21 protein-coding genes and 2 tRNA genes are annotated in these 25,743 nt (G+C 70.8%); 12 read left to right on the top strand and 11 right to left on the bottom strand.

Features of this window, described 5'->3' with window-relative positions; translation table 11 throughout:
• Positions 1–6: 6 nt before the first annotated feature.
• The 3 genes from gyrA (at position 7) to ACWDGI_RS18965 (ending at position 3,602) form a co-directional block, all read left to right on the top strand.
• On the top strand, positions 7–2,610 hold the full coding sequence (gene gyrA / locus ACWDGI_RS18975; protein ID WP_450760406.1) for a DNA gyrase subunit A: 2,604 nt from the start codon (positions 7–9) through the stop codon (positions 2,608–2,610).
• 18 nt (positions 2,611–2,628) lie between these two features.
• Complete coding sequence (locus ACWDGI_RS18970) at positions 2,629–3,414, top strand: DUF3566 domain-containing protein (RefSeq protein WP_450760404.1); 786 nt, start codon at positions 2,629–2,631, stop codon at positions 3,412–3,414.
• 111 nt (positions 3,415–3,525) lie between these two features.
• Positions 3,526–3,602, top strand: a tRNA-Ile gene (locus tag ACWDGI_RS18965).
• Positions 3,603–3,849: 247 nt separating this feature from the next.
• On the opposite strand, the gene ACWDGI_RS18960 is transcribed toward ACWDGI_RS18965, so the two are convergent.
• The 3 genes from ACWDGI_RS18960 to ACWDGI_RS18950 all read right to left on the bottom strand — a co-directional run bounded on the left by ACWDGI_RS18960 (position 3,850) and on the right by ACWDGI_RS18950 (position 9,430).
• Positions 3,850–7,887: an nSTAND1 domain-containing NTPase gene (locus tag ACWDGI_RS18960; protein WP_450760727.1), complete on the bottom strand. Its 4,038-nt coding sequence runs from the start codon at positions 7,885–7,887 to the stop codon at positions 3,850–3,852.
• 443 nt (positions 7,888–8,330) lie between these two features.
• A complete protein-coding gene (locus ACWDGI_RS18955; RefSeq protein ID WP_450760402.1) occupies positions 8,331–8,807 on the bottom strand; it encodes a hypothetical protein in 477 nt (158 codons plus the stop codon).
• A gap of 173 nt (positions 8,808–8,980) precedes the next feature.
• Positions 8,981–9,430, bottom strand: coding sequence for a DoxX family protein (locus tag ACWDGI_RS18950; RefSeq protein ID WP_450760400.1), 450 nt, complete (start codon positions 9,428–9,430; stop codon positions 8,981–8,983).
• 183 nt (positions 9,431–9,613) lie between these two features.
• On the opposite strand from ACWDGI_RS18950, the gene ACWDGI_RS18945 reads away from it, so the two are divergent.
• From ACWDGI_RS18945 to ACWDGI_RS18935, 3 genes are all read left to right on the top strand, one after another.
• A complete protein-coding gene (locus ACWDGI_RS18945) occupies positions 9,614–10,825 on the top strand; it encodes an amidohydrolase family protein (protein WP_450760398.1) in 1,212 nt (403 codons plus the stop codon).
• Positions 10,826–10,864: 39 nt separating this feature from the next.
• Entirely contained in the window at positions 10,865–11,068 is a 204-nt protein-coding gene (locus ACWDGI_RS18940; RefSeq protein WP_360480748.1) for a ferredoxin, read from the top strand.
• Positions 11,069–11,311: 243 nt separating this feature from the next.
• Complete coding sequence (locus tag ACWDGI_RS18935; RefSeq protein ID WP_450760725.1) at positions 11,312–12,205, top strand: FkbM family methyltransferase; 894 nt, start codon at positions 11,312–11,314, stop codon at positions 12,203–12,205.
• A 98-nt stretch (positions 12,206–12,303) separates the two neighbouring features.
• Here ACWDGI_RS18935 and ACWDGI_RS18930 read toward each other — a convergent pair whose 3' ends face one another.
• The 3 genes from ACWDGI_RS18930 to ACWDGI_RS18920 all read right to left on the bottom strand — a co-directional run bounded on the left by ACWDGI_RS18930 (position 12,304) and on the right by ACWDGI_RS18920 (position 14,593).
• The gene (locus ACWDGI_RS18930) at positions 12,304–13,080 is read right to left on the bottom strand and encodes a glycosyltransferase family 2 protein (RefSeq protein WP_450760395.1); all 777 of its coding nucleotides are present in this window, start codon (positions 13,078–13,080) and stop codon (positions 12,304–12,306) included.
• Positions 13,077–13,865 (bottom strand): GntR family transcriptional regulator, encoded by a 789-nt coding sequence (locus tag ACWDGI_RS18925; RefSeq protein WP_450760394.1) that lies wholly within the window; start codon positions 13,863–13,865, stop codon positions 13,077–13,079. The genes ACWDGI_RS18930 and ACWDGI_RS18925 overlap by 4 nt, the downstream gene beginning before the upstream one ends.
• Positions 13,866–14,245: 380 nt before the next feature.
• Positions 14,246–14,593, bottom strand: coding sequence for a DUF6344 domain-containing protein (locus ACWDGI_RS18920; protein WP_450760392.1), 348 nt, complete (start codon positions 14,591–14,593; stop codon positions 14,246–14,248).
• Between the two features lie 362 nt (positions 14,594–14,955).
• On the opposite strand from ACWDGI_RS18920, the gene ACWDGI_RS18915 reads away from it, so the two are divergent.
• Together ACWDGI_RS18915 and ACWDGI_RS18910 are read left to right on the top strand one after the other, a co-directional pair.
• Entirely contained in the window at positions 14,956–15,084 is a 129-nt protein-coding gene (locus ACWDGI_RS18915; RefSeq protein WP_003999697.1) for a DLW-39 family protein, read from the top strand.
• 192 nt (positions 15,085–15,276) lie between these two features.
• The gene (locus tag ACWDGI_RS18910) at positions 15,277–16,599 is read left to right on the top strand and encodes a hypothetical protein (protein WP_450760390.1); all 1,323 of its coding nucleotides are present in this window, start codon (positions 15,277–15,279) and stop codon (positions 16,597–16,599) included.
• On the opposite strand, the gene ACWDGI_RS18905 is transcribed toward ACWDGI_RS18910, so the two are convergent.
• Positions 16,563–18,434 (bottom strand): protein kinase domain-containing protein, encoded by a 1,872-nt coding sequence (locus ACWDGI_RS18905; protein ID WP_450760388.1) that lies wholly within the window; start codon positions 18,432–18,434, stop codon positions 16,563–16,565. The genes ACWDGI_RS18910 and ACWDGI_RS18905 overlap by 37 nt on opposite strands.
• A 154-nt stretch (positions 18,435–18,588) precedes the next feature.
• The gene (locus ACWDGI_RS18900; protein WP_046727633.1) at positions 18,589–19,137 is read right to left on the bottom strand and encodes a helix-turn-helix domain-containing protein; all 549 of its coding nucleotides are present in this window, start codon (positions 19,135–19,137) and stop codon (positions 18,589–18,591) included.
• 184 nt (positions 19,138–19,321) lie between these two features.
• Here ACWDGI_RS18900 and ACWDGI_RS18895 point away from each other — a divergent pair.
• Positions 19,322–19,394: transfer RNA gene (locus ACWDGI_RS18895), tRNA-Ala, on the top strand.
• 237 nt (positions 19,395–19,631) lie between these two features.
• On the opposite strand, the gene ACWDGI_RS18890 is transcribed toward ACWDGI_RS18895, so the two are convergent.
• Positions 19,632–20,714: a sensor histidine kinase gene (locus ACWDGI_RS18890; protein WP_450760386.1), complete on the bottom strand. Its 1,083-nt coding sequence runs from the start codon at positions 20,712–20,714 to the stop codon at positions 19,632–19,634.
• Entirely contained in the window at positions 20,707–21,402 is a 696-nt protein-coding gene (locus ACWDGI_RS18885) for a response regulator transcription factor (protein WP_450760384.1), read from the bottom strand. Before ACWDGI_RS18885 ends, ACWDGI_RS18890 begins: the two co-directional genes overlap by 8 nt.
• Before the next feature lie 136 nt (positions 21,403–21,538).
• On the opposite strand from ACWDGI_RS18885, the gene ACWDGI_RS18880 reads away from it, so the two are divergent.
• Positions 21,539–22,765, top strand: a complete 1,227-nt coding sequence (locus ACWDGI_RS18880; RefSeq protein WP_450760382.1) for an endonuclease/exonuclease/phosphatase family protein — start codon at positions 21,539–21,541, stop codon at positions 22,763–22,765.
• An 83-nt stretch (positions 22,766–22,848) separates the two neighbouring features.
• Here the strand turns inward: ACWDGI_RS18880 and ACWDGI_RS18875 are convergent, their stop codons facing one another.
• Positions 22,849–23,544, bottom strand: coding sequence for a DUF5324 family protein (locus tag ACWDGI_RS18875; protein WP_450760380.1), 696 nt, complete (start codon positions 23,542–23,544; stop codon positions 22,849–22,851).
• Positions 23,545–23,888: 344 nt separating this feature from the next.
• Here ACWDGI_RS18875 and ACWDGI_RS18870 point away from each other — a divergent pair, with 344 nt between their 5' ends.
• Positions 23,889–24,422: a peptidylprolyl isomerase gene (locus ACWDGI_RS18870; RefSeq protein WP_450760378.1), complete on the top strand. Its 534-nt coding sequence runs from the start codon at positions 23,889–23,891 to the stop codon at positions 24,420–24,422.
• A 219-nt stretch (positions 24,423–24,641) separates the two neighbouring features.
• Positions 24,642–25,541, top strand: coding sequence for a rhomboid family intramembrane serine protease (locus ACWDGI_RS18865; RefSeq protein ID WP_450760376.1), 900 nt, complete (start codon positions 24,642–24,644; stop codon positions 25,539–25,541).
• Positions 25,542–25,743: the final 202 nt, after the last annotated feature.

The raw sequence follows: 25,743 nt of genomic DNA, 5'->3' as shown, positions 1-25,743 counted from the left end.
CCGGCTATGACCGACGAGAACACTCCCGTCACCCCTGAAGAGGGCGGCGAGGTCGCGATGCGTGTCGAGCCCGTCGGGCTCGAGACGGAGATGCAGCGCTCGTACCTGGACTACGCGATGTCCGTCATCGTGTCCCGTGCGCTGCCCGACGTCCGTGACGGCCTCAAGCCCGTGCACCGCCGCGTCCTGTACGCGATGTACGACGGCGGCTACCGCCCCGAGCGCGGCTTCTACAAGTGCGCGCGCGTGGTCGGCGACGTCATGGGCAACTACCACCCCCACGGTGACAGTTCGATCTACGACGCCCTGGTCCGCCTCGCCCAGCCCTGGTCGATGCGCATGCCGCTCGTCGACTCCAACGGCAACTTCGGTTCCCCGGGCAACGACCCGGCGGCCGCGATGCGGTACACCGAGTGCAAGCTCGCCCCGCTGTCGATGGAGATGGTCCGCGACATCGACGAGGAGACCGTCGACTTCACGGACAACTACGACGGCCGCTCCCAGGAGCCGACCGTCCTGCCGGCCCGCTTCCCCAACCTGCTGATCAACGGCTCCGCCGGCATCGCGGTCGGCATGGCGACCAACATCCCGCCGCACAACCTGCGCGAGGTCGCGGCCGGCGCCCAGTGGTACCTGGAGAACCCGGACGCCTCGCACGAGGAGCTCCTGGACGCGCTGATCGAGCGGATCAAGGGCCCCGACTTCCCGACCGGCGCGCTGGTCGTCGGCCGCAAGGGCATCGAGGAGGCCTACCGCACGGGCCGCGGCTCGATCACCATGCGGGCGGTCGTCGAGGTCGAGGAGATCCAGAACCGCCAGTGCCTGGTGGTCACGGAGCTGCCCTACCAGACCAACCCCGACAACCTCGCGCAGAAGATCGCCGACCTGGTGAAGGACGGCAAGGTCGGGGGCATCGCCGACGTCCGCGACGAGACCTCCTCGCGCACCGGCCAGCGTCTGGTCATCGTGCTGAAGCGGGACGCGGTCGCCAAGGTCGTCCTGAACAACCTCTACAAGCACACCGATCTGCAGTCGAACTTCGGCGCCAACATGCTGGCGCTGGTCGACGGCGTGCCGCGCACGCTTTCCCTGGACGCGTTCATCCGGCACTGGGTGACGCACCAGATCGAGGTCATCGTCCGCCGTACGCGCTTCCGGCTGCGCAAGGCCGAGGAGCGGGCGCACATCCTGCGCGGTCTGCTGAAGGCGCTGGACGCGATCGACGAGGTCATCGCGCTGATCCGGGCCAGTGAGACGGTCGAGATCGCGCGTACGGGCCTGATGGGGCTCCTGGAGATCGACGAGATCCAGGCCAACGCCATCCTGGAGATGCAGCTGCGCCGGCTGGCCGCCCTGGAGCGCCAGAAGATCATCCAGGAGCACGACGAGCTCCAGGCGAAGATCACCGAGTACAACGCGATCCTGGCCTCGCCGGTCCGCCAGCGGGGCATCGTCAGCGCCGAGCTGGCCGCGATCGTGGAGAAGTTCGGCGACGACCGCAAGACCATGCTGGTGCCCTACGACGGTGACATGTCCATCGAGGACCTGATCGCCGAGGAGGACATCGTCGTCACGGTCTCGCGCGGCGGGTACGTCAAGCGCACCAAGACCGTCGACTACCGGGCGCAGAAGCGCGGCGGCAAGGGCGTACGCGGTACGAAGCTGAAGGAAGACGACATCGTCGACCACTTCTTCGTCTCGACCACGCACCACTGGCTGCTGTTCTTCACCAACAAGGGCCGGGTGTACCGGGCCAAGGCGTACGAGCTGCCGGACGCGGGGCGGGACGCGCGCGGCCAGCACGTGGCGAACCTGCTGGCCTTCCAGCCGGACGAGGCGATCGCCGAGATCCTCGCCATCCGCGACTACGACGCGGCGCCGTACCTGGTGCTCGCCACCAAGGCCGGTCTGGTCAAGAAGACGCCTCTGAAGGATTACGATTCGCCCCGTTCCGGCGGTGTCATCGCGATCAACCTGCGGGAGCGGGAGGACGGTTCCGACGACGAACTGATCGGAGCCGAACTGGTCTCGGCGGACGACGATCTGCTTCTGATCAGCAGGAAGGCACAGTCGATCAGGTTCACCGCCTCCGACGACACTCTGCGCCCCATGGGCCGGGCCACCTCCGGTGTCAAGGGCATGAGTTTCCGTGAGAGCGATGAACTTCTGTCGATGAATGTTGTTCGACCCGGTACGTTCGTGTTCACTGCCACCGACGGGGGGTACGCGAAGCGGACCCGTGTCGACGAGTACCGCGTCCAGGGCCGTGGCGGCCTCGGCATCAAGGCCGCCAAGATCGTGGAGGACCGTGGTTCGCTCGTCGGCGCGCTGATCGTCGAGGAGAACGACGAGATCCTCGCCATCACCCTGTCCGGCGGTGTGATTCGTACGCGAGTCAGCGGGGTCAGGGAGACGGGCCGTGACACCATGGGCGTCCAACTGATCAACCTGGGCAAGCGCGATGCCGTGGTCGGCATCGCACGTAACGCCGAGGCCGGCAGCGAGGCGGAGGAAGTCGACGGTGAGGACGCCGTGGACGAGACCGCCGAGACCGTCGAGGGTGTCGAGACCAGCGGTACGGACGAGGGTGAGGCGCCCTCGGCCGAGTAGCACGAGGAGAGAGTCATCGTGAGCGGAGCCACGGGCGCCGGGTCGGCCGGTACCTCCACGGGTACGGATGCGGACGGCGGCGGCCGTGGCTCCGCCGCGTCCGGCGGGGCCACCGAGGGCGGTGCGCAGCCGATGGACACGCACACCACCCAGCTGAAGGCGGTCAAGGCGCCCGCGAAGGCGTCCACGCCGGACGCGCAGGGAACCCAGGGGGGAACCGTGACCGACACCCGAGGCCAGGCCGCGGCGGGCGGCGCCCAGCCGGCGTCCGCGCAGCAGCCGAGCCCCTCCCCGCTGCCCGGGGAGCGGCGTCCGGAGCAGCCCGCCGGGCCCTACCACCCGCCGCAGGCCTACCCGGCGGCGCCGGCCGCCCAGGCGCCCGCAGGGGCGGTACGACGGCCGCGTACCGGCGCCGGTACGCGCACCGCCCCGCGCACCCGCAAGGCCCGGCTGCGGGTCGCCAAGGCCGATCCGTGGTCGGTGATGAAGGTCAGCTTCCTGCTCTCCATCGCGCTCGGCATCTGCTCGATCGTGGCGTCGGCGGTGCTGTGGATGGTCCTGGACGCGATGGGCGTGTTCTCCACGGTCGGCGGCACGATCTCGGAGGCCACCGGTTCGAACGAGTCGAACGGCTTCGACCTCCAGTCGTTCCTGTCCCTTCCGCACGTCCTGATGTTCACGGCGATCATCGCGGTCATCGACGTGGTCCTCGCGACGGCGCTGGCGACCCTCGGAGCGTTCATCTACAACCTCTCCGCGGGCTTCGTCGGCGGCATCGAGCTGACCTTGGCCGAGGACGAGTAACCGGAGTTCAAACCTCTCCTGAAGGTCCCCCGACAACCGATTTTGGGACTGCCCCGGTCGTGCGCTAATCTTCAGGAGTCAGCGCGCGGGACACACACCGCAGAGCGCGGCGGGGCTATAGCTCAGTTGGTTAGAGCGCATCCCTGATAAGGATGAGGCCACAGGTTCAAATCCTGTTAGCCCCACCAGCACGAAGACCCCCGGTCCGGATGGATCGGGGGTCTTCGGCGTGTACGGGGGTGTGTGGGGGCGGGGCGGTCCGTGGTGTGGCTGCCGGTGGGCATGAAAAGGCCCGGTCGCTGGCGACGGGGGATGCACCAGCGACCGGGTTGCGGCCAGCCTAACAAGGTGGCCTGCGTGACGGGAGTCAACTTCTCGGCCGTCGTGAGCAGTTGTGATCAGGATCACTCAAAGGCCGTCAGGTGGCGAGCCGGTTCAGTCGTCGCAGGGCGGGTCGTAGGCGAGGCGGGGGAGGTACTCCTGCCACTTCGCCGCGGTCAGTACGTTCCGGGTGACCGAGCAGATGCGGCTGACCGCCCGGTCGACGTCCAGGCTCCAGAGCCGGACCGTGTCCGCGCCGCTGGAGACGCCCAGCATGTTGCTCTTCGGGCTGAAGGAGAGGAAGTTGCCCGTCTTGGCGTTGGGGCTCATGGACTGGCCGATGGGGTGGGTGGAGGACGGGGACGAGACGTTCCAGAGGCGGACCGTGTTGTCGTTGCCGCCGCTCGCCAGGGTCCTGCCGTCGCGGCTGAAGGTCAGGGACACCACCGCCTCGGTGTGGCCGGTGAGGGCCGCGCCCAGCCTGGTCGCGCGGGCCGGATCGGAGACGTTCCAGAGGCGGACTGTGTCGTCGTCGCTGCCGCTGGCCAGGGTCGCCCCGTCGGGGCTGTAGGCGAGGGTGTTGATGGGGCCCAGATGGCCCCTGAGGGGGCCGCCCAGGGCCTTGGCGCGGGACCGGTCCGAGACGTCCCAGAGGCGGACCGTGCCGTCCGCGCTGCCGCTCGCCAGGGTCCTGCCGTCCGGGCTGAAGACCAGCGCGTTGACATAGCCGGTGTGGCCCTTGAGGGGCTCGCCGAGCTGCTTGGGGCGGGCCGGGTCCGTGATGTCCAGGAGCTGGATCGTGCGGTCGTCGTAGTCGGCGGCCACGGTGCGCCCGTCGGGGCTCAGTGCCAGTGCCTCGGCGCCCGCGTACCGGGTGTCCAGCCGGACGGGCGCACCGTACTGGCTGGGGTGGGCCGGGTCGGCGATGTTCCACAGCTGCACCCAGTTGATGTTGTTCTCGCCGGTCATGATGACGAGGGTGTGGCCGTCGCGGGTGAACACCATGGAGCGCAGGTCCCGCCACCCGGTCCGGAAGGGCTCGCCGAGCGCCGTGGGCCGGGCCGGATCCGTGATGTTCCACAGCCGCATCCGGCTGTCGCCGCCGCCGGTGGCCAGGACGCGGCCGTCCGGACTGAACGCCCCAGCCTCGCCGATCATGTCCGACCCGGGGATCGACCACAGCCGCACTTTCCCGTCACCGCTGCCGGTGGCGAGGGTGTGCCCGTCGGGGCTCCAGCCGACGGCGTACATCTCCCCGCTGCTGCCCGCGAGCGGCTCGCCCACCTGGGAGGGGAAGGCCGGGTTGCCGACGTTCCACACACTGGCCGTGGAGTCCGCGCTGCCCGCGGCGAGCATCGAGCCGTCGGGGCTGAAGGCCACCGACCAGACGGGCCCGGTGTGCCCGGTCAGCGGCGCGCCGAGGGCCCTGGCGCGCGCCGGGTCGGTGACGTCCCACAGCCGTACGGTGTCGTCCTTGCTGCCGCTCGCCAGGGTGTGGCCGTCCGGGCTGAAGGCCACGGAGTGCACGGTCCCGGAGTGCCCGGTCAGCGGTGCCCCGGCGCGCTCGGGTCGCCTGGGGTCGGAGACGTCGTACAGGAGGATCGAGTTGTCGTCGCTGCCGGTCGCGAGCGTGCGGCCGTCGGGGCTGAACGCGAGGGAGCGTACGGCTTCGCTGTGGCCGGTCAGGGTGCCGATCGATGTGGGGTGGCGCGGGTTGTGCATGTCCCAGAGGCGGACGGTGTGGTCCTCGTCGGCGGCGGCCAGGGTTTTGCCGTCGGGGCTGAAGGCGACCAGGTAGATCGTGCCGTCGTGACCGCTGAGCGGGGTGCCCAGGGGCGCCGGACGCTTCGGGTCGGAGACGTTCCACAGGCGTACGGTGCCGTCGTCGCCGGCGCTGGCCAGGGTTTTGCCGTCCGGGCTGAAGACCGCGCTGGAGACCCAGCTCGTGTGGCCGTACAGCGGCTTGCCCAGCGCCTTGGGGCGGGTCGGGTCGCTGACGTCCCAGAGGCGGACCGTGCGGTCGTAGGCGGCGGTGGCCAGCGTCTTGCCGTCGGGGCTGAAGGTGGTGAGGTAGACGGCTCCGGTGTGACCGAGCAGCGGGGTGGCCAGCGGCGCGTTGACGATCGACACCAGACGGTTGTTGGCGCCCTCGTCGTCCGGGCGCAGACCGTGTGCGACCAGGTCCAGCTGGGCGGAGAGCGCCGGGTCCGAGTACTGGAACCGGTCGGCCTCCGTGACCACCTGCTCGAACATCGCGTCGTCCCGCTGCTGCCGGGCGATCACGGCGGCGCCCGCGGCCAGCACCGCCAGCACGACCAGCGCCGACACGGCGGCCCTGCTGATCCACACCGTGCGCCGGCGCAGCCGTACCGAGGCCGCCAGGAACCCCACCGCGCTGCGGGTCAGGAAGGTGTCGCCGGCCGACTTCGCCCAGGTGTGGGCCTGCTCCAGCCGCGAGCCCCGGTACAGCAGCGCGGAGTCGTGGCCGGACTCGTCCCAGGACCGGCCGTCCTCCTCCAGCCGCTGGCGCAGCAGATTGCCGTTGCGGTCCTCGTCGAGCCACTCACGCAGCCGGGGCCAGGCGTGCAGCAGCGCTTCGTGGGTGATCTCCACGGTGTCCGCGTCCAGCGTCACAAGGCGGGCCCGGACCAGCGCTTCGAGTGACTCCTCCGTCTTGTTCGGGTCGGTGGACTCGGCGGCCAGCTGGCGCCGGGTGCCACGCCTGCGGGTCGCCTGGGTGTCCTCCCCAAGGCGGACCAGACGGAGCAGCAGCAGCCGGGCGGCGGTGCGGGCGGCCGGGTCCAGGCTGGACCAGGCACGTTCGGCGCTCGCGGCGACAGCACCCTGGATACCGCCGGCCGCCCGGTAGCCGGCCAGCGTCAGACGGCCCCCCTTGCGGCGCTGCCAGGTGGCGAGCAGGGCGTGCGAGAGCAGCGGCAGGACACCGGCGTCATGGGCGCCCCGCGGGCCGTCGGCGCTCACCTCACGGACGATCAGCTCGGCGAGGCCGGGCTCCAGTTCCAGCCCCACCGCCTTGGCGGGGGCGGTCACGGCCTCGCGCAGCTCGGCGGTGGTCAGCGGGCCGAGCACCATGTGCCGGTGCTGGAGCGCGTCGGCCAGCTCGGGGTAGCCCAGGCACTGCTCGTAGAAGTCGGCGCGGATACCGAGGACGACCAGGGCAGGGGCTGGTCCGTCGGGGTCGGCGGAGGTACTGGCCGTGTGCAGGACCTGGACGAAGGTGCGCCGCTCCGCCTCGTCGGTGCAGAGAGTGAAGGTCTCCTCGAACTGGTCCACGATCACGACCGGACGCGCCGGTTCGGGTCCGGAGGGCCATGTTTCACGTGAAACATCCTCGGCCTCGCGCCGGGCCCAGGCAGTGACCGCTTCCCGTACGGCCCCTGGATCGTCCAGGTCCGCCAGACCGGCCAGCTCGGGTATGCGGCGGGTCAGTTCCTTGACGGGGTCCGCTCCCGGCACGAGCTGCAGGACCTCGTGCGGGCGGTCCTCCTCCTCGGCCAGGGCGCCGTTCTGCAGTGCGGTGGCCACGCCGGCGTTCAGCAGCGAGGACTTTCCCGCCCCCGAGGCGCCGACGAGCATGACCAGACCGCCGCCCGCCTTTGCCGACCGGAGCTGGGCGAGAAGGGCGTCGGTGCTGCGCTCGCGGCCGAAGAACCAGCGGGCGTCCTCACGACGGTAGGAAGCCAGGCCCCGGTACGGGCAGACACTGTCGACCGGCGGTGGTGCGTCCGACTCCTCCGCCGCCTCCGGCACGGCCAGTTCGCCGACCGGATCGGCCACGGCCCGCTCCCACAGCTTCTGCCACTGGGGCAGGTCGTACAGACCGGAGGAGACCGGCGTCGGCTGGGAGCGCCGGGCCTGGGGGATGAGGACCTGGAGTACGGCGGAGAGGGCGACGAACTGCGCGGGTACGTTCTTCGCCCGCCGCCAGTCGCTGATCCGCTGGGCGGAGACCCGCACGGGCCGGCCCCGCTCGTCGACCCGATGGAGCCGGTCGACCGCCTCGGCGACGCGTTTGAGCGGAGGATTGCCGGCCTCCTTGTACAGCAACGCGAGACGTTCCGCGAAGGCTGTGCGTGCCCCTGCGTCGGGACCCAAGGCTCTCCACCCCTTACTTCCCCCGCTGCTGGACATCCGGACCGGAAAACTCACTTTATATGGCTGACCTGCGGCGAAGCCCTGGACCGGACGCCCTGGCCTCCTCAGATGTGCACCTCGACTGGCAGGATTTCGCTGCAGCAAGACGGTGGTCGGGCGGCGCCCGACGGGCCGACCAGCTCAGCGTCCGCAGAGACAGTGCACGGCACCGCATGTTCTCGGTCAGGTTCCACCGGCGATTACCCGCCGGAGTGGCGCGACGACGGCAGCTGCTCTCTCCGACTGAGCGGGCCCTGCGGGGCCCGAGGCCACTCGTGCCGTTCGGCACCGGTCCCCACGTGGGGAGGGACCGGAGCCGAACGGCACGGGGGCACCGTTCTTCGAGGGGGTCCGTGACACCTGGAGTGAGACGCCCTGCTCCCTTCCGCGCCGTGTCGCTGTGGGCCGCCGCGCCCCTGAGACGAGGACTCCGCGCGTCCTCAGTGCCGTAGCCAGCCCGCCGTACGTGCCGCCTCGACCGCCTGTTCCTCCGCGTCGTCGGCCGCCGTGTTCAGCGCCATGTCCTGGCCCGCCGCGGTACCGCCGGCCGCCGCGGCTGCCGCCCGGGACGCGGTCAGGGCGGCGCTGAGGGCCGCGGCCGCCTCGGGGCGGTCGTCCATTGTCCCGGCCACCTGTGCGGCCAGTGCCGCGGTGGCGGCGGCGTTGCGGGCGCAGCGGGCGTCCGCCGCCGGGTCGGGTGCGGTGTCCGCGAGGGCGGCGAGGGACTGGGCCGACAGCCGGAGCGCGTTCGCGGCCCGGCCCACCGGGCTCGTCGGTACGGTCTGTGCCGCGTCGGGGGCGACGCCCGCGTGGCGGCAGACGGCCCGTGCACGCGCGTACGCACGGTGCGCACGCGCGGAGTGCAGCTCTCTGAGCAACTCCGCCGAGGGACGCGACTCCGCCGAGGGACCGGTCATCTTCGCCTCCTGGCTGCCGGGCGCGGGCAGGGTGCCATGCCGGCCGTGAAGAGGCCATAGACGTGTGGCGAGGGCTTCGCCGGGCGGCCCGTGTGTGTCGGTTGGCTGCGGCCTCGTCGTGGCCGGGTGTGCAGTCCCGCGCGCTCCCTTGGGGGCGCTCACGCACCGTCGGGTCAGGTGAACAGTCCCAGTGCCGTGTCCAGGGACCAGGTCTGCCAGCACATGGCGAAGAGGCCGACCCCGGAGACCAGGGCCATCATCAGGTTCTGTCCCTGTTCCGCCCAGTCGTGGATCATGAGGGTCAGGTAGACGATGTTGAGCAGGAACCCGGCCACCAGGGCGATCGGGGTGAGGAAGCCGAAGGCCAGGCCGAGGCCGAGGGCCAGCTCCGCGTACGCCACCACGTAGGCCATCAGCCGGGGGCGGGGCGCGACGACGACGTCGAAGCCCCGCCGGACCACCGGCCAGCGGTGCTTCTCCGCGACACCGGCCGCCCACCGGATGCCCCCGCCGCCGAACCACTGCTTCTTGTCCTTGTGCCGCCAGCTCTCCAGCCACCACAGACCGAGTCCGATGCGGAGCACCGCGAACCACTCGGCACCGCTCAGCAAGGCTGATCGCATCCCGCACCCTCCCCGGACCCGTCACTCGTCTGACGATCCGTCAGTTCAGCGGAAGGCGGCGCGCGCCGCAAGAGGTCCGGCGGCTCTTGCTGGCACCGGCTCCTGGGCCTAGCCTGAAGGCCGAAGCCAAATCTGATGGACCGTCAGTTAAGCGGGCATCCAAGCAGGCAGCAGGGGGTAGGCATGGCAGAGAACGCGACCGGCACCCAGGATCTGCCCAGGGTCGTCAGCGTGGACGACCACGTGATCGAGCCCGCGCACCTCTTCGAGAGGTGGCTGCCGGGCAAGTACCGCGACAAGGGCCCCAAGCCCTTCACCGCCGGCATCGGCGAACTCGCCTACGTCGGCGGCAAGTACCGCTTCACCACCGACCCGGAAGGCCAGATCACCGACTGGTGGGAGTACGAGGGCCTGCTCTTCCCGTACAAGCGGATCATCGCGGCCGTCGGCTTCTCCCGGGACGAGATGACGCTCGACGGCATCACCCGGGAACAGATGCGGCGCGGCTGCTGGGACCCCAAGGCCCGCCTGGACGACATGGACATCAACCATGTGGAGGCCTCCCTCTGCTTCCCCACCTTCCCCCGTTTCTGCGGGCAGACCTTCGCCGAGGCCGACGACAAGGAGGTCGCACTGGCCTGTGTCCGCGCCTACAACGACTGGATGGTCGAGGAGTGGTGCGGCGACAGCGGCGGCCGGCTGATCCCGCTCTGCCTGATCCCGCTGTGGGACATCGACCTGGCCGTCGCCGAGATCCGGCGCAACGCCGAGCGGGGCGTCCGCGCGGTCACCTTCAGCGAGATCCCCACGTATCTGGGCCTGCCGTCCATCCACTCCGGCTACTGGGACCCGTTCTTCGCGGTCTGCGAGGAGACCGGCACGGTCGTCAACATGCACATCGGCAGCAGCTCCCAGATGCCCGCCGCCTCGCCCGACGCCCCGCCCGCCGTACAGGCCTCGCTGAGCTTCAACAACGCCATGGCCTCGATGATGGACTTCCTCTTCTCCGGGGTCCTGGTGCGGTTCCCCCGGCTGAAACTCGCGTACAGCGAGGGCCAGATGGGCTGGATCCCGTACGCCCTGGAACGCGCCGACGACGTCTGGGAGGAGCACCGCGCCTGGGGCGGGGTCAAGGACCTGATCCCGGAGCCCCCGTCGACGTACTACTACCGGCAGATCTTCTGCTGCTTCTTCCGCGACAAGCACGGCATCGAGGCGATCGAGAGGGTCGGTGTGGACAACGCGACCTTCGAGACGGACTACCCGCACGTCGACTCGACCTGGCCGGAGACCAAGCGGGTCGCCCAGGAACACGTGGGCGGGCTGGCGCCGGAGGTGGCCTACAAGCTGCTGCGCGGGAACGCGATCCGGATGCTGGAGCTGCCTTTCACGTAGGCCGGTTCGGCGGGGCGTCCGGTGGGCAGGGGACTTCCCATGAAAGTCTCCGTCGACGCCGATGTCTGTTATGGGTCGGGTGAGTGTGCCTTCCGGGCACCCGCCGTGTTCGGCTTCGAGGACGGGTACGGTTTCGTCCTGCCCGGACGGGAGGAGTCCGGGGACGACGAACTGATCCGGGACATCGCCGAACGCTGCCCCTCCCAGGCGATCCGGATCAACGGGAAAAGGGTCACTGACTAACGGATGAGCACCCCCGGCACGGAACCCAGCGGAGCCACGGAACCCAGCGGAGCCACGGAACCCAGTGGAGCCACGGAACCCAGTGGAGCCACGGAACCCAGTGGAGCCAGCGGACCCACGGAACCCAGCGGACCCTCCGGACTTGGCGGACCCGGCGGACCCGGCGGACCCTCCAGACCCTCCGGACTCGGCGGACCCACCCGGTCCACAGGACTCGGCGGACCCGGCGGGTTCACTGAACTCCTGGCCACCCTCGGCCGCGGCTACGTCCGCGACTTCCCGGGGCCCTGGGGCAAGGCCCTCGCCGCCCGCGCGCTCAACCCCTACCTGCGGGACCACCCGCGCCGACGGGTCGTCGAGACGCGTTCCGGCGCCCGGTTCGCGGTCGACACGCAGGACCTCATCCAGCGCTACCTCTACCTCTTCGGGGTGTGGGAACCGCACATGACCCACTGGCTGCGCGGCAGACTGGCGCCGGGGGACTGCTTCGTCGACGTCGGCGCCAACATCGGTGTCTTCAGCGTCCTCGCCTCCCAACTGGTCGGGGAACAGGGCCGGGTGGTCGCCGTCGAGGCCTCCCCCGCCTTCCACCGCCGCCTCGAACAGCAGGGCGCGCTCAACGGCTGCCGGAACATCCGGGCGGTGAACGCCGCCGTCTCCGACGCCCACCGCACCCTGACCTTCGTGCTCGCCAGCTCCCGCAACATGGGTGCCAACAGCATCGTTCCGTGGGACGGTCCGGCCGAGTCGAGCTTCGACATCGAGGCAGTGCCGCTGCCCGAGCTGCTGCGGCCGGAGGAGATCGAGACCGCCCGGGTCATCAAGATCGACGTGGAGGGCGCCGAGGGCGCGGTGGTGCGGGGGCTGGCGCCGCTGCTGGAGAAACTGCGCCCGGACGCCGAGATCACCGTCGAGGTCACCCCCGACCGCATGGCCCAGCTGGGCGACTCGGCGGACGACCTGCTGCGCACCATGACCGACGCCGGCTACCACGTCTACCGGCTCGCCAACAGCTACGCGGCCGACAGCTACCCCAGGGCGCTGTACGGCGAGCCGGTGGCCCCGGTCCGCTGGGACCGACCGCTGACCGAGGAGAGCGACCTGGTGTTCTCACGGATCGACGCGGCGACGCTTTAGCCGGGCGCAGGTGTTCTCCGGTCGGCCGCGCGCGTGGGCCTTCCGGCCGGCGGTGGCGCACGTGTGCTTTCCCGTCGGCGGCCGGACGCAGGGGCTCTCTAGTCGGCCGCTGTCGTCGGGTACCGCCAGTCGGACTCAGCCAGCGCCCGTGCCCGGGCCGCCACGACCGCCATCCTGGCCTGCCGTTCGGCCGGGTCGGTATGGGCCGGCTGGCCGGTGACCTGGCCCGGCCACTTGCGGTAGAGCAGCCCGGTCTGCGCCGTGAACCAGCCCCGGCTCACCGCGTTCAGTGCGAGCAGCAGTCCGGTGTCCTCGGAGGCGGGCAGCGCCATCCAGCCGCCCAGGGCGAGCAGCAGTTCACGGCGGACGAAGAGGCTGGCCGGGTGGACCGGGGCGCGGAAGTCGTTCGCCGTCCAGAAGCCGAGCACCGCGCCGCGCTCGATCGGCCCCTCCGCCGGGTCGCCGGGGAAGCCGGCCGTGGTGCCGTCGGGCAGCAGGTCGAGGACGCGTGAGGTGGCCCAGCCGACCGCCGGGTGGGCCTCCAGGACGGCCAGATCGCGGTCCAGCGTGCCCGGCGTGAGCTGGTCGTCGGCGTCGAGGGTCTTGACGTACGACCCCTCGGCCCGGGCCAGCGCGAGGGTACGGGCGACACCGGGACCGCCGGTGCGGCCCTGCCGGAACGACACCCGGGCGTCGTCCGGGACGTACGGGCGGACCTCGTCGCCGTAGCCGTCCTCCTGGACCAGCCACTGCCACTCCCAGCCGTCCGGCAGCCGCTGCTCGCACAGCGACTTGTACGCGTCCGGCAGGAAACGGGCCGACGGCGCGTGGACCGCGGTGACGACGGTGACGCACCGGCTCACGGCGGCGCTCACCACCTTTCCAGGTGTGTGGTGAAGAGCAGTTCCGTACGGTCGCCCGGAAGCGTGACGACGGAGATGTCCACAATGCGGTCGCGGATGTCGTACGACGTCTTGCGCAGCAGGATCACCGAGGTGCCGGCCGACAGGTCCAGCTCCCGGGCCTCCTCGGGCGTCGGCGGCCGGGCGGTGAAGCGTTCCTGGACACGGGCGACCTCGATGCCGACGGTGTGCAGCTGGTTCTGGGTGCCGCCCGGCCAGGGCTCCCTGGTCTCGTCGAGGAGCGCGGGGTTCGCCGCGATCATGTCCCGGACGAGATAGGAGCTCACCAGGCTGAAGGGCGCGGACTCGGCCGAGTACCGGGTCCGGTAGGTGCGTTCCAGGAGCACCGTGCCCTCGGGCACCCCGAACGCGTCGGCGAGGTCGCTGGGCGCGATCAGCTCGCGGTACCGGGCGAAGAAGACCAGGTCGTCGAGGACCAGCCCGGTCTCGTGCTCGGTGGCGCCGGTCGCGGCCCGGGTGGCCTCCGGCATCCTGGCGCGGTCCTTCTCCCACTGGTGCCGGGTGTTGTCGCGGATCGCACGGGTGCGGGGCCTGCGCACGAAGGTGCCGGTGCCGTGCCGCTTGTCGATCAGACCCTCCGCGCTCAGCAGCCGCAGCGCGTTCTGGAGCGTGGGCATGCTCCGGCCGTAGTGCCGGGCCAGCTCAGCCTCCGAGGGCAGCCGCGCACCGGGCTTGAGCTCGCCGTCCCTGATGGAGCGGCGGAGGTCGTCGGCGATTTCCTCGTACGCCTTGGGCACGGCTTCAGCCTACGACTCATCAAGAGGAGTTGAAGACTCGAGCGCCCCGTCGACGAGGCCGGACACGCTCCGCCCGGGGGCGGGCACGTGTCGATGGGCGCCGGGCACGTGTCGATGGGACCCGGACACGCTCCGGCCGGGAGCGGGCACGTGTCGATGGGGCCGGACACACTTCGGCCCCGGGGGCGGACACGTGTCGATGGGACCCGGACACGCTCCGGCCGGGGGCGGGCACGTGTCGATGGGATCGGACACGTCCGACCGGGGCCGGACGTGCGAAGACCCGCGGCCGGGTTCCGGTCGCGGGTCTGTGTCGCAGTAGGCGCTGGTACGTACGCAAGTCGCCCTTGCGCCGTTGCGTCTGAGCCGTCTGGGGAGGATCAGCAGTCGAGGTTCGCCGCGGGGGGTTCGGCCGGGTCGTCCGATTCGGTCGTGTCCAGGGGCCGCTGGCGGCAGCCGGGGGTCTTTCCGTGGGCCTCGGCCCGGATGCGCTGCTTCATCGTGGGGGGCAGGGACCTGGCTTGGGACCAGAGCCAGTGGGTCTGTGCCGGGATCATCACCCGGCCGGCCGGGCTGCTGTGGTCGTCGCCGCTGCTGTTGCGCGGGGTCTCGGCCTGCGGTACCGCGGTGGCGGTGGCGGCGGAGACGAGTCCGAGCGCCGTGCACAGCGCGAGGAAGGCGGTGACGAAGGCGGTCCACAACTTCATGACCTTGGCGTGCCGAGCCATGGCCCCTCACTTTCGGGTTGGGCGATTTGCGTACTTTCCTCATGATGTGTATGGGGATCGCGAAGTGGGGGACGTCGACCTGTGGCGCGGCGATGTTCCGATGAACACCACCCGGACGGACGCAAGAGGGCCGATAAATCAGAAGAAAGGCTCCCGAAGGCGGACGAGTGGGAGCAAAGTAACCGTCCGTGGGGGTGTGATCACCCTCCGATCGGAACGGGCCGGCCTCGTGCGACGCGCCGTGCAACACCTTGTGCCGAGCCGGAGTTGGGGCCGGATGCCAGGTCACCGATCGATATCGGTCGGTGTGTATAGTCGGGCGCCAGAGGTCCCCTACGTCAAGGAAGAGACGAGGTCGCGCGGTGAAGAAGCTTCTCCTGGTCGCACTGGCCGCCATCGGCGGGCTCCTCGTGTACCGCCAGATCCAGGCGGATCGCGCCGAGCAGGATCTGTGGACGGAGGCGACTGACTCCGTGCCCACGGGTTCGTGAGTACCGACAACCAACGACACTGAGACCCCGACCGCCTCGCGGTCGGGGTTTTGCGTTGTCAGGGGCTTTGGGGGTGCGAGGGGGGGGCGTTTCGGACGGTCATACGAATCGCCGGGTGGCGCGGGGGCGTGCGCGGCAGTATGGGGCCGGTCCGGGACTTGGACGGCTGACGAGCGACGGCTGGGGGCGCGCGTGATACGGCGGTGGCGTACGGCGGCGGGACGGCGGGGCATCGGCAGGACGGCCGCCCTCGCACTGACGGCCCTGCTGACGGCAGTGCTGCCGGCCTCTCCGGTTGCGGCGGACGACGGCAGCGGTTATGCCTTCGCCCCGGACGCCCGCACGATCACCGGAGCGACGGGTACCGCGGCCGCCGTACCGCTGGAGCCCGGCACGACCTACCGCAGCACCCTGCCCGAGAAGGGCGAGCTGTACTTCCGTCTGGAACTCGCCGCCGGCAGCACGGCCTACGTCCCGGTGACCGCCGTGCCGCCGGCCGACGCCACCGTCTCCGCGAGCGACGGCATCGGGGTCTCCATCGAGGACGCCAACGGTGTCTCCTGCGGCTACGACGGCGCCCGCTTCGGCGCCGGACTGAGCCCCCGGCCGGTCACGGCGCTGGGGCGGCGGGAGACGGGCAAGGCGCTCTGCCAGGACGCGGGCACCTACTACGTGATCGTCGAGCGGCTCGCGTCCGGCTCGCGGACCACGACCCCGGGCAGCTGGGACCTGGAGATCGCCCCCGTCACCGAACCGGGCCTGGCCGAGGCCGGCGCCACCACCGCCCCCGGGACCTGGAACTCCGCCTCCCCCGAGCCGCTCACCGACGCCCCCCACCGCCGCACCGCGGGCGCCGGCTTCGCCACGGCCCGCACCCTGGGCACGGGCGTCTGGCAGACCGGCATCACCCCGGGCCAGACCCTCTACTACGCGGTCCCGGTCGACTGGGGACAGCAACTGCACGCCACCGTCGAACTGGGCAGCACCAGCGGCGACACCCACGGCTACGTCAGCGCCGCGCTCAACCTCTCCCTCTACAACCCGGTCCGCGGCTACGTCGACGACCTCTCGCTCGGCTACGACGGCACCCAGAAGGCGTCTTCGCTCGCCCCCCTGCCACCCGTGGCCTACGCCAACCGGTACGCCGTCTCCGGCGAGGAGAACTCCGTCCGCTTCGCTGGCGCCTACTACCTCGTCGTCCACCTCACCGGGCAGACGGCGGACACGTTCGGGCAGGGGCCGTACGACGTGACACTCCGGGTCCGCGTCGACGGCACCCCGAACTCTGGTCCCGGATACGCCGGTTCACCCGTCCCGAAGGACGTCTTCGACCCGCCGTCGGTCCAGGGCGGCGGCCTGGTGGCCGCGGTCGGTGACCACGACACGACGGCGATGCGGGTGCTCGCGGCCGGCGGGATCGGCACGGGCACGGCCCTGTTGCTCGTCCTGGTCGTGTGGACGCTGACCGCCCGCCGCGCTCAGAACCGGGTCAACGCCCAGAAACCCACGGCGTAACAGGCCAGCGCCAGCAGCAGGATGGGCACGGCGGCCTTCGCGGGCGGCCCGGGCCGACGCACCCGCCGCCGGCGCCGGCCGTGGGTACGCACCGACAACTGCGAGACCTGCGACGCAGGTTGCGGGTCGCGGGCGGTGTAGGTGGCCGTGTCGGTGGTGTCGTTGGGGTCGGTATGCGGCCGGGCCGGGGGGAGGGGTTGCGCGGGGGGCCAGGGGGTGTGGGGCTGTGGAAGGGGGGAGGCCGGGAGCTGTTGCGGCTGCGGCTCCGGTCGTGGCCACGGTTCCGATTCCGTTCGTGGCCGCGACCGCGGCTGCTGGTGGGCGGTGTACGGCGGGTACGGCGGCGTGGGCTGCGGCGGTTCCGCGTACGGGGCGGGAGGTCCCGGCGCCTGGGGCGGTGGGAGCCGGAAGCTGCCGGTGTCGGACATGCCGGCGGGGGCCGAGGGAGAGCCGATGGGATCGGCGGGGGTGGCCGGGGGTGCGTCCGCGCTTCCTGCCCGGGCTCCGGTTGCCGAGCCGGGGTAGGCGGAGTCGGAGGTGGGGGTGGCTGGGGGTGCGTCCGCGCTTCCTGCCTGGGCTCCGGCCGCCGAGTCGGCGTCCGCGCCGGTCGGTATGCCCGACGCGGCCTCCGGTGCCGTGCCGAAGGCGGTCTCCGGTGCCGTGCCGGACGCGGATTGCGGTGTCGTGCCGTAACCCGTCGGGGTGGACGCCTCTGACGCCCTCCCCTTTTCCGCCGTCGTGCCCGAACTCGCGCTCGTTCCTGTCACCGCGGCCGGTTCCGCGGCGGCCTCCGCCCCCGCGGCCGTACCGGGGGCAGCCCCCGAACCCGCGGCGGCCTCCGTCGTACTCCCGGCGGCCCGCGTTCCCGTCCCCGCCGTCCCTGTCGTGCCTGTCGTGCCTGTCGTGCCTGTCGTGCCTGTCGTATTCCGTGTCGTATCGACCCCCGACGCCACACGTAGTGGCCCCTTGGGCCCGAACCCCGGCGGAAGTGGCCCCAGTTGGTCGAAGATCTCGATCAACTCGTCGTCGATGCCCGGTTCCGGGAGGAGCTCCATGGCCTGGGCGAGGGCCTTGCGGGCGCCGGTGGCCGTGCGGAAGCGGGACTGGGGGTTGGGCTGGAGGAGGGTGGCGACGACCTGCCAGAGGGGGTCGGGGATGCCCTTGGGCGCTCCAGGCGTGCCGTGTTCGGCGAAGTGCTGGACGAGCGCCTTGGCGTCGGGCTTGGCGCCTTCCAGGAGGAACAGGGCGACCAGGCCGACGGCGAACAGGTCGGCCGCGAAGTCGGGTTCCGCGCCGAGGAGTTGCTCGGGGGCGATGTAACCCGGCGTGCCGACCACGAGGTTGGTCTCGGTCAGCCGGGCCTCGCCGAACCGCATGGCGATGCCGAAGTCGGACAGCCGCAGGCGCGGGCGGGCGGTACCGCTGGCCTCCAGCAGGATGTTCGCGGGCTTGATGTCCCGGTGGACCACGCCCTCGGCGTGCACCGCGGCGAGGCCGGAGAGGAGCTGGTCGAGGAGCGTGCAGACGAAGGCCGGGGGCAGGGGACCGTAGTCCCCCACGAGGTGGACCAGCGAGCCGCCGGCGACCAGGTCCATCGTGAACAGGACCTTGTCGTCGTCGGCGGCCCAGCTGGCCGGAGCCAGGACATGGGGGTGGTCGATGCGCAGCGCCTGCTCCCGCACGAAGCGCAACAGCGCGTGGGCGTCGCTCTGCTGGAGCACCTTGGCGGCCACATAGCGCTTGCGCCGGTGGTCCCAGGCGCGCCACACGGCGCCCACACCGCCATGACCGATCGGGTCGGCCAGTTCGTACCGGCCTGCGAAGACCTCACCCATGACTGCCCGTAGCCCTCCCCCTCTGGTCCCCCCTGCCCCGCACCCCCCTTGCCTTCCCCCGGATGAGCGATACGACCCCTCTCGCGTGACCCCCTCGGCCAGGGCCGGGCCCCGCCCGGTTCACCGGACCCCCTCCGGTGTACCGGGCCGTGGCTCAGCTCTGGTGCGACTGGTAGTGCGTGACCGCGTCCGAGGTGCGGCCGGCGCCGTAGACCCGGAGGAACTCCGCAAGCTCCGGATGGGTCGGAGCCAGCGTGTCCGCCGCGTCGATGATGTCACCGGCGGCGGCCACCGAGCGCAGCAGCGACTGGATCTCGCGGACCACCCGCTTGACCGTGGGCGCACCCGAACCGCTCGTCGTCTGCGTGGTGTTGCTGAGCACCGAGCCCCCCTGGGACTTCTTGATCTCGTCCATCCGCTCGGTCGCCTCGGCCGCGCTCACGCTGCCGTCCGCGACCTGCGCCGCCAGGTCCTGGAGCAGCTGCACCCGCTGGACCACGGCCGGGTTGCCGATCTTCGCCCGCTGTCCGCTCATCAGCTGCGACAGCATGGGCGCGGACAGTCCGAGGACCGCCGCGAGACGTGCCTGGTTGAGCCCCAGGTCGTCGATGAGCTTACGGAAGAGCGCCCCCAACGGCTCTCCGTACCAGTTCCGCTGCAGCTCCCGCGCTCTGGCGGTGGCTTCCTGCTGTGCGGCGTCCATTGCGTCTCCCCATCGCTTCCCCAAAAAATCCACGGTTCGCTACAGCGAACCCCGTCGAGCATCTTACGGAGCGTGGTCATCCGGGGGGACCCCCAATCTTTTTGTGAGGTACGGGGGGTGACCCGGTACTCTGGTCTGCGGCACCGACCAGCGGACCTTTCGCTGGGGCGGTGGCTTCCCGTACGGGGCCTTAGCTCAGTTGGTAGAGCGCCGTCTTTGCATGGCGGATGTCAGGGGTTCGACTCCCCTAGGCTCCACACTGTGAGACCCCTCTGACCTGCCGAAACGCGGTCGGAGGGGTCTTTTTTGTCCCGGTTTCCCGTCAGGGTCTCGGTGCGGAGCGCACGCCCGAGGTGACGGCTCGGAGGTCGGCGCCGGGACGGAGATCCATGTGCACCGTGCGTGCGGCGGTGGTCACGTCATGTGAGCGGTCGAGTTCGATGTCCTCCGGCTCGATTCCCTGGCTCGATGTCCTGGCTCGATTCCCTGGCTCGTCATCCGTCGGTGTTCGGGGAGATCGCGGGGAGTTCGACAGTGATGCGGATTCCGCCGGCGGCGCGCGGGGTGAGGGTGAGTGTCCCGTCGTGTGCGCGGGTGATGGTCCTGACGATGGCCAGGCCGAGGCCGACGCCCGCGTGGCCGGTGCGTATGCGTTCGGTGCCGCGCTGGAACGGTTCGGTGAGCGTCGAGGCCAGCTGCGGGGTGATGTGCCGGCCGGTGTTCTCGACGGTGAGTACCACGGTCCCGGCGCGGACGCCGGTACGGACCCACACGGTGCCCTGTTCGGGCAGGTTGTGGACGATCGCGTTGTGCACGAGGTTCGTGGTCAGCTGCAGCAGGAGGGCCGGTGAACCGAGCGCGGGGGTGATGTCGCCGGAGGTCTCGATGGTGACGCCGTGCTCTTCCGCGAGGGGGAGGAGGGTTTCGGTGGCTTCCTCCGCCATGAGGGACAGATCGACGTGTTCCCGGGTGAAGGACCGTTGGCCGGCGCGGCTGAGCAGCAGCAGTGCCTCGGTGAGGTCGATCGCTCTGGTGTTGACGGTGTTGAGCCGGTCGATGATCTCGCCGGCCTGGTGGTGTGGATCGCTGCGGGCCACGTCGAGAAGCGCCTTCGACACGGCGAGCGGGGTACGCAGTTCGTGAGAGGCGTTGGCCGCGAACCTCTGCTGCTCGGCGACGTGTGCCTCGAGCCGCGCGAGCATCGTGTCGAAGGTGTCGGCGAGTTCGCGGAACTCGTCCATGCGGCCGGGCAACCGGATCCGGTGGGCCAGCGATCCTTCCGTGGCCAGGCGGGTGGCATCCGTGATGCGGGTCAGGGGGGCCAGCATCCGGCCGGCCAGGATCCACCCTCCCACGAGGCCGAACACGAGCAGGAACGTCAGTACGGCGACGGCCGTCGGGGCGAAGGTGCGCACGACCGCCAGGCGGTAGTCGGGCTCGATGATCAGCCCGGGGTGCGGCACCCGGTTCAGGAACACCCACACCGCCGCCAGCAGCAGGGCGCCGGCCAGCATGACGAACCCGGCATAGCTGAGGGTGAGTTGGAGGCGGACACTCGGACCAGGGGCCCTAGCCACGGTCTCCGCCCCCGTGCCCCGCCTCCGGCTGGGTGGCGATGCGGTAGCCGACGCCCGGCACGGTGGCGATGACCCAGGGTTCGCCAAGACGCTTGCGCAGCGCCGAGACGGTGATGCGCACGGCGTTGGTGAACGGGTCGGCGTTCTCGTCCCAGGCACGTTCCAGGAGTTCCTCGGCGCTGACGACACCGCCCTCGGCAACGACGAGGACTTCGAGCACCGCGAACTGCTTCCTGGTCAACGCGACGTAGCGGCCGTCCCGGTAGACCTCTCTGCGGAACGGGTCAAGGCGCAGACCCGCGATGTCCCGAACGGGAGGCCTGTGGTGGGCCCGCCTGCGGTCGAGCGCCCTGAGCCTGAGCGCGAGTTCCTGGAGTTCGAACGGTTTCGTGAGGTAGTCGTCGGCGCCGAGTTCGAAACCGGAGGCCTTGTCGTCGAGCCGGTCGGCCGCGGTGAGCATGAGGATCGGCATGCCGCTGCCGGAGGCGACGATGCGTTTGGCGATCTCGTCGCCGGAAGGCCCAGGGACGTCGCGGTCGAGGACGGCGATGTCGTACGTGTTGATGCCCAGCAGCTCCAGAGCCGTGTCGCCGTCGCCCGCGATGTCGGCCGCGATCGCCTCCAGGCGCAGGCCGTCGCGGATGGCCTCCGCCAGATAGGGCTCGTCCTCGACGATCAGCACACGCATGTCATTGATGCTACGAGTCGGCACATATCGTCCGTGTATCGAAAACGGCATACGCGTCGGCAACACCGCACCGCCTTGACTGGCGGCCATGACGTCAGGAACGCCCGGCTTTCGCCGCAGTGACCGAGGACAGACGATGACGCAGAGGGATACGGCGGACAGGGCCGACACGGCGGACACGGCGTATGCGGCGGACGTGACGGGGCAAGCGGACACGGCGCACACGGCGGACACGGCGGACGTGACGGGGCAAGCGGACACGGCGGACACGGCGCACACGGCGGACACGGCGGACTTCGTGACGGGGCAAGCGGACGTGGCGGAAACGGCGGGGAGCGGGCAGGACGGCGCCGGCCGCCGGGGCATCCGCCAGGGCACCCGCAGCAGCGCCCCGCCCGGGCCCTGGAAACGTGGCCCCGTGCTCGCGGCGCTGGCGCTGCTGCTCGGCCTGCTCCTGCTCGGGCACGCCGAGATCCCGAACCGGATCGGCCACCTCGGCAGCCTGGTCGAGAGCCTCCTGCCCTGGTTCGGCCTGTTCGTCCCGGTCCTGCTGGCCGGGGCGCTGTGGCGCCGCTCAGCCTCCGCGGTGGTCGCGCTGCTGCTGCCCGTAGTGGTGTGGCTGAACCTCTTCGGCGGACTGCTCGGCGACAAGTCCCACCCCGGCGGAGACCTCACCGTGGCCAGCCACAACGTCGACGCCGACAACCCCGACCCCGCCGGCACCGCCCGCGCCCTGGCCGCCTCCGGCGTCGACGTGCTGGCCCTGGAGGAGCTGACCCAGCAGGCCACAGGCACGTACGAGAAGGCGCTGGCGAAGGCCTACCCCTACCACGCCGTACGGGGCACGGTCGGGCTGTGGAGCAGGCTGCCGCTGTCGGACACCCGGACGGTCGACGTCAAGACGGACCAGGGGCCGCTGGCGGACGCCATCCCGGCCGCCGCCAAGATGGAGTACAACCGGGCGCTGCGCACCACCGTGGCCACCGACCACGGGCCGCTGGCCGTGTACGTGGCCCACCTGGGATCCGTACGGGTGCTCCCCAGGACGGGCTTCTGGACGTCCCAGCGGGACGCCGGCGCGCAGGCCCTCGCCGAGGCCGTCGCCGCCGAGCGGAACGAGCGCGTGGTACTGCTCGGCGATCTGAACGGCACCATGGACGACCGCGCGTTCGCCGACCTCACCGAGCAGGTGCACTCCGCCCAGGCAGCGGCCGGCGACGGCTTCGGATTCAGCTGGCCGGCGAAGTTCCCGGTGGCACGGATCGACCAGGTCCTCGTCCGCGGCGTGCGGCCGCGGAGCTCGTGGGTGCTGCCGGCCACCGGCAGCGACCACCTGCCGGTGGCCGCCGGAATCAGCTGGTGAACACGCTTGCCGACACCGCACCGGCGAACCCCCCCGATCCACGTGGATCGGGGGGGTTCGGTGGTTTCACGTGAAACGCCGGCTCAGCGGTTCTTGTCGTCCCGGGACGACTGCTCCTCCGCCTCCTTGGCCTGGACCTCGGGGTGCAGGGGAGAACTGCCGTCCACCGAACCGAGACGGCCCGAATCCGGCACCTCCGTGGCAGCGGGCGGCTCGACCAGCCAGTCCGGGTTGGCCTGCTTGTCCCACCACTTCCACGCGGCGAAGGCCGCACCGGCCAGCACGCCGAACACGGCGAACGCCTTGAACGCACGGCCGTACGACGAACGCCGCTCGTTCCTGCGCGCCAGCTTCTCGATCTCCTCGGCGGAGACATTGCCCCGCAGCGCGGCCAGCGCGGCAGCACCCCGCGCCGTGGCCTCGTCACGGACCGGGCCGGCCGCCGCCACGGCCTGCTCGAACCTCGGACGTGAGTAGTCAGCGGCCTGCCGGGCCGCCTTACGGGTCAGATCAGCGGCATCGTGCGCAGCCTGATCCACCATCGGTGGCACATGCGTCCGCGCCTGCTCCAGACGCGGCACGAGACGGGCGTCGTACTGGACGCGGGCCTGTTCAGCGGCCTGCGACACCACGGGCGCGAGCCGTACGCGTGCCTCCTGTGCGTAGTACGCGGCACGCTCCTTGGCCGTGTCGGCGTAGGGCGCCACCACTTCCGCGGCGTGCCGCACGCTGTCCTTCGCCGAGCTGGTCGCGGTGCGCACGCTCTCTTTGCGGGTCACGAGTTTCCTCCTCCTCGGTGGCGTACGGTAATTCGACTTTCCACCCTTTTAGGGATCATGCCTGCCGACGAGCCGAGCGGCGCGCGAGGACGGGCATACGGGTGCAACCAGAGCTAAGAGGGGCTTGTCGACGACAATGCCACGGATCGGCGCCCAGCGCTCCCGCCCGGAACGGCTCGAAGAGGATCGGGGGGACCCCGCCGGGTTTCCGCAAGCGATTCGTGAGGATCTGAGCAGGGACGCGCCAGGCGGGCCACCGGGCCGCCGTACCGTGCGAGGATCGTGAGGGCGAACCCAGCACCGGGTCACACCCGAGCACACGAGAGCACAACGGAAGGCGGACCGTGGCCGAGCAGCTCTACGCCACCTTGAAGACCAGCCTCGGCGACATCGAGGTCCGGCTCTTCCCGAACCACGCGCCGAAGACGGTCAAGAACTTCGTCGAACTGGCGCAGGGCGAGCGTGAGTGGACCCACCCGGCCACCGGCACGGTCTCCACCGACCCGCTGTACGACGGCACGGTCTTCCACCGGGTGATCGGCGGATTCATGATCCAGGGCGGCGACCCGCTCGGCACCGGCATCGGCGGCCCCGGCTACAAGTTCGAGGACGAGTTCCACCCCGACCTCCGCTTCGACCGCCCCTACCTGCTGGCCATGGCGAATGCCGGCCCCCGCACCAACGGCTCGCAGTTCTTCATCACGGTCAACCCCGCGCCCCACCTCAACCGCAAGCACACCATCTTCGGCGAGGTCGTCGACGCGGACAGCCAGAAGATCGTGGACAAGATCGCCTCCGTCACCGTCAGCGGGCCGAACAAGCGTCCCGAGAACGACGTCGTCGTCGAGACGGTCGTCGTCGAGAAGCGCGAGAGCTGACCCACCAGAAGAAGGCGCCAGAAGATTGCGCCAAGAAAGTGGCGCCCAGACGATGGCGCCCAGCAGGAAACGCCCAGCAGGAACGCTCAGCAGGAATGCTCAGCAGGAAGCGCCCAGAAGGAAGCGACCGAAAGGAAGCATCCGGAGGGAACCAAACGCCCCGCTCGTCCGTAAGGATGTGCGGGGCAGAGTATTGCCCACGACGAGCAAGGGGACCCCATGGAGGATCAGGCGACAGGCAGCGCGCGCGACGCCCACAGCCTGCCCATGTGCTACCGGCACCCGGACCGGGAGACGGGCGTGCGCTGCACCCGCTGCGAGCGCCCCATCTGCCCCGAGTGCATGGTCAGCGCCTCCGTGGGCTTCCAGTGCCCCGAATGCGTACGCGGCACCACCCCCGGCCAGAGCGGCCCACCCCCGGCCGACACCCGCCCGCGCACCCTCGCCGGCGGCACCGTCACCGCCGACCCCCGGCTGCTCACCAAGATCCTGATCGGCGTCAACATCGCCGTCTTCCTGGTCCAGCTCTCCGTCGGAGACAGCTTCACCAACCACTTCGACCTGATCGGCCAGGCCTGGTTCCCGCAGTACGGCGACGTCGAAGGCGTCGCACAGGGCCAGTACTACCGGCTGCTGACCGCGATGTTCCTGCACGACAGCTCGAACCCCATGCACATCGCGTTCAACATGCTCAGCCTGTGGTGGATCGGCGGCCCCCTGGAGGCCGCCCTCGGCCGCGCGCGGTACATCACGCTCTACTTCGTCTCCGGGCTGGCCGGCAGCGCCTTCACCTATCTGCTGGCCGCCCAGAACCAGCCCTCGCTCGGCGCCTCCGGGGCGATCTTCGGCCTCTTCGGCGCGACCGCGGTGCTCATCCGCCGGCTCAACTACGACATGCGGCCGATCATCGCCCTGCTGGTGATCAACCTCATCTTCACCTTCAGCGGCGGCATCGCCTGGCAGGCCCATATCGGCGGCCTGGTCGCCGGTGTCGTCACCGGCTACGCGATGGTGCACGCCCCGCGCGAGCGGCGGAACCTCGTCCAGTACGGCACCTGCGCGCTGGTCCTGCTGGTGGCGCTCGTCCTGACGGTCATCAGGACCGCACAGCTCACCTGATCGGACGCGCCCGGATCGTGCGGCCCCGCGCCCGGTTCAGCCGCTCACGGCGGCTCGCCGCACCGATACCGAACCGTTGTCCACAGTCGGTGGCGGATCTTGTGCACAGGGTGCGCGCACAACTGTGCCCCCTGACCCTCACTTGCGTTTCCGCAGGTCAGGGAGGGGGCGAACAGTTACACGAAGGGCGTTGTGGTAGTCG

Source organism: Streptomyces sp. NPDC001220, from assembly GCF_053597895.1.
The sequence above is the reverse complement of the archived record's forward strand: the minus strand, read 5'-3'. Positions and strand labels throughout refer to the sequence as shown.

Bases quoted from the DNA above. Each gene is read 5' to 3' on its own strand.
- gyrA (WP_450760406.1), top strand. From the start codon at position 7: ATGACCGACGAGAACACTCCCGTCACCCCTGAAGAGGGCGGCGAGGTC.
- ACWDGI_RS18960 (WP_450760727.1), bottom strand. From the start codon at position 7,887: ATGTCCAGCAGCGGGGGAAGTAAGGGGTGGAGAGCCTTGGGTCCCGAC.
- ACWDGI_RS18955 (WP_450760402.1), bottom strand. From the start codon at position 8,807: ATGACCGGTCCCTCGGCGGAGTCGCGTCCCTCGGCGGAGTTGCTCAGA.
- ACWDGI_RS18950 (WP_450760400.1), bottom strand. From the start codon at position 9,430: ATGCGATCAGCCTTGCTGAGCGGTGCCGAGTGGTTCGCGGTGCTCCGC.
- ACWDGI_RS18945 (WP_450760398.1), top strand. From the start codon at position 9,614: ATGGCAGAGAACGCGACCGGCACCCAGGATCTGCCCAGGGTCGTCAGC.
- ACWDGI_RS18940 (WP_360480748.1), top strand. From the start codon at position 10,865: ATGAAAGTCTCCGTCGACGCCGATGTCTGTTATGGGTCGGGTGAGTGT.
- ACWDGI_RS18920 (WP_450760392.1), bottom strand. From the start codon at position 14,593: ATGGCTCGGCACGCCAAGGTCATGAAGTTGTGGACCGCCTTCGTCACC.
- ACWDGI_RS18905 (WP_450760388.1), bottom strand. From the start codon at position 18,434: ATGGGTGAGGTCTTCGCAGGCCGGTACGAACTGGCCGACCCGATCGGT.
- ACWDGI_RS18900 (WP_046727633.1), bottom strand. From the start codon at position 19,137: ATGGACGCCGCACAGCAGGAAGCCACCGCCAGAGCGCGGGAGCTGCAG.
- ACWDGI_RS18885 (WP_450760384.1), bottom strand. From the start codon at position 21,402: ATGCGTGTGCTGATCGTCGAGGACGAGCCCTATCTGGCGGAGGCCATC.
- ACWDGI_RS18880 (WP_450760382.1), top strand. From the start codon at position 21,539: ATGACGCAGAGGGATACGGCGGACAGGGCCGACACGGCGGACACGGCG.
- ACWDGI_RS18865 (WP_450760376.1), top strand. From the start codon at position 24,642: ATGGAGGATCAGGCGACAGGCAGCGCGCGCGACGCCCACAGCCTGCCC.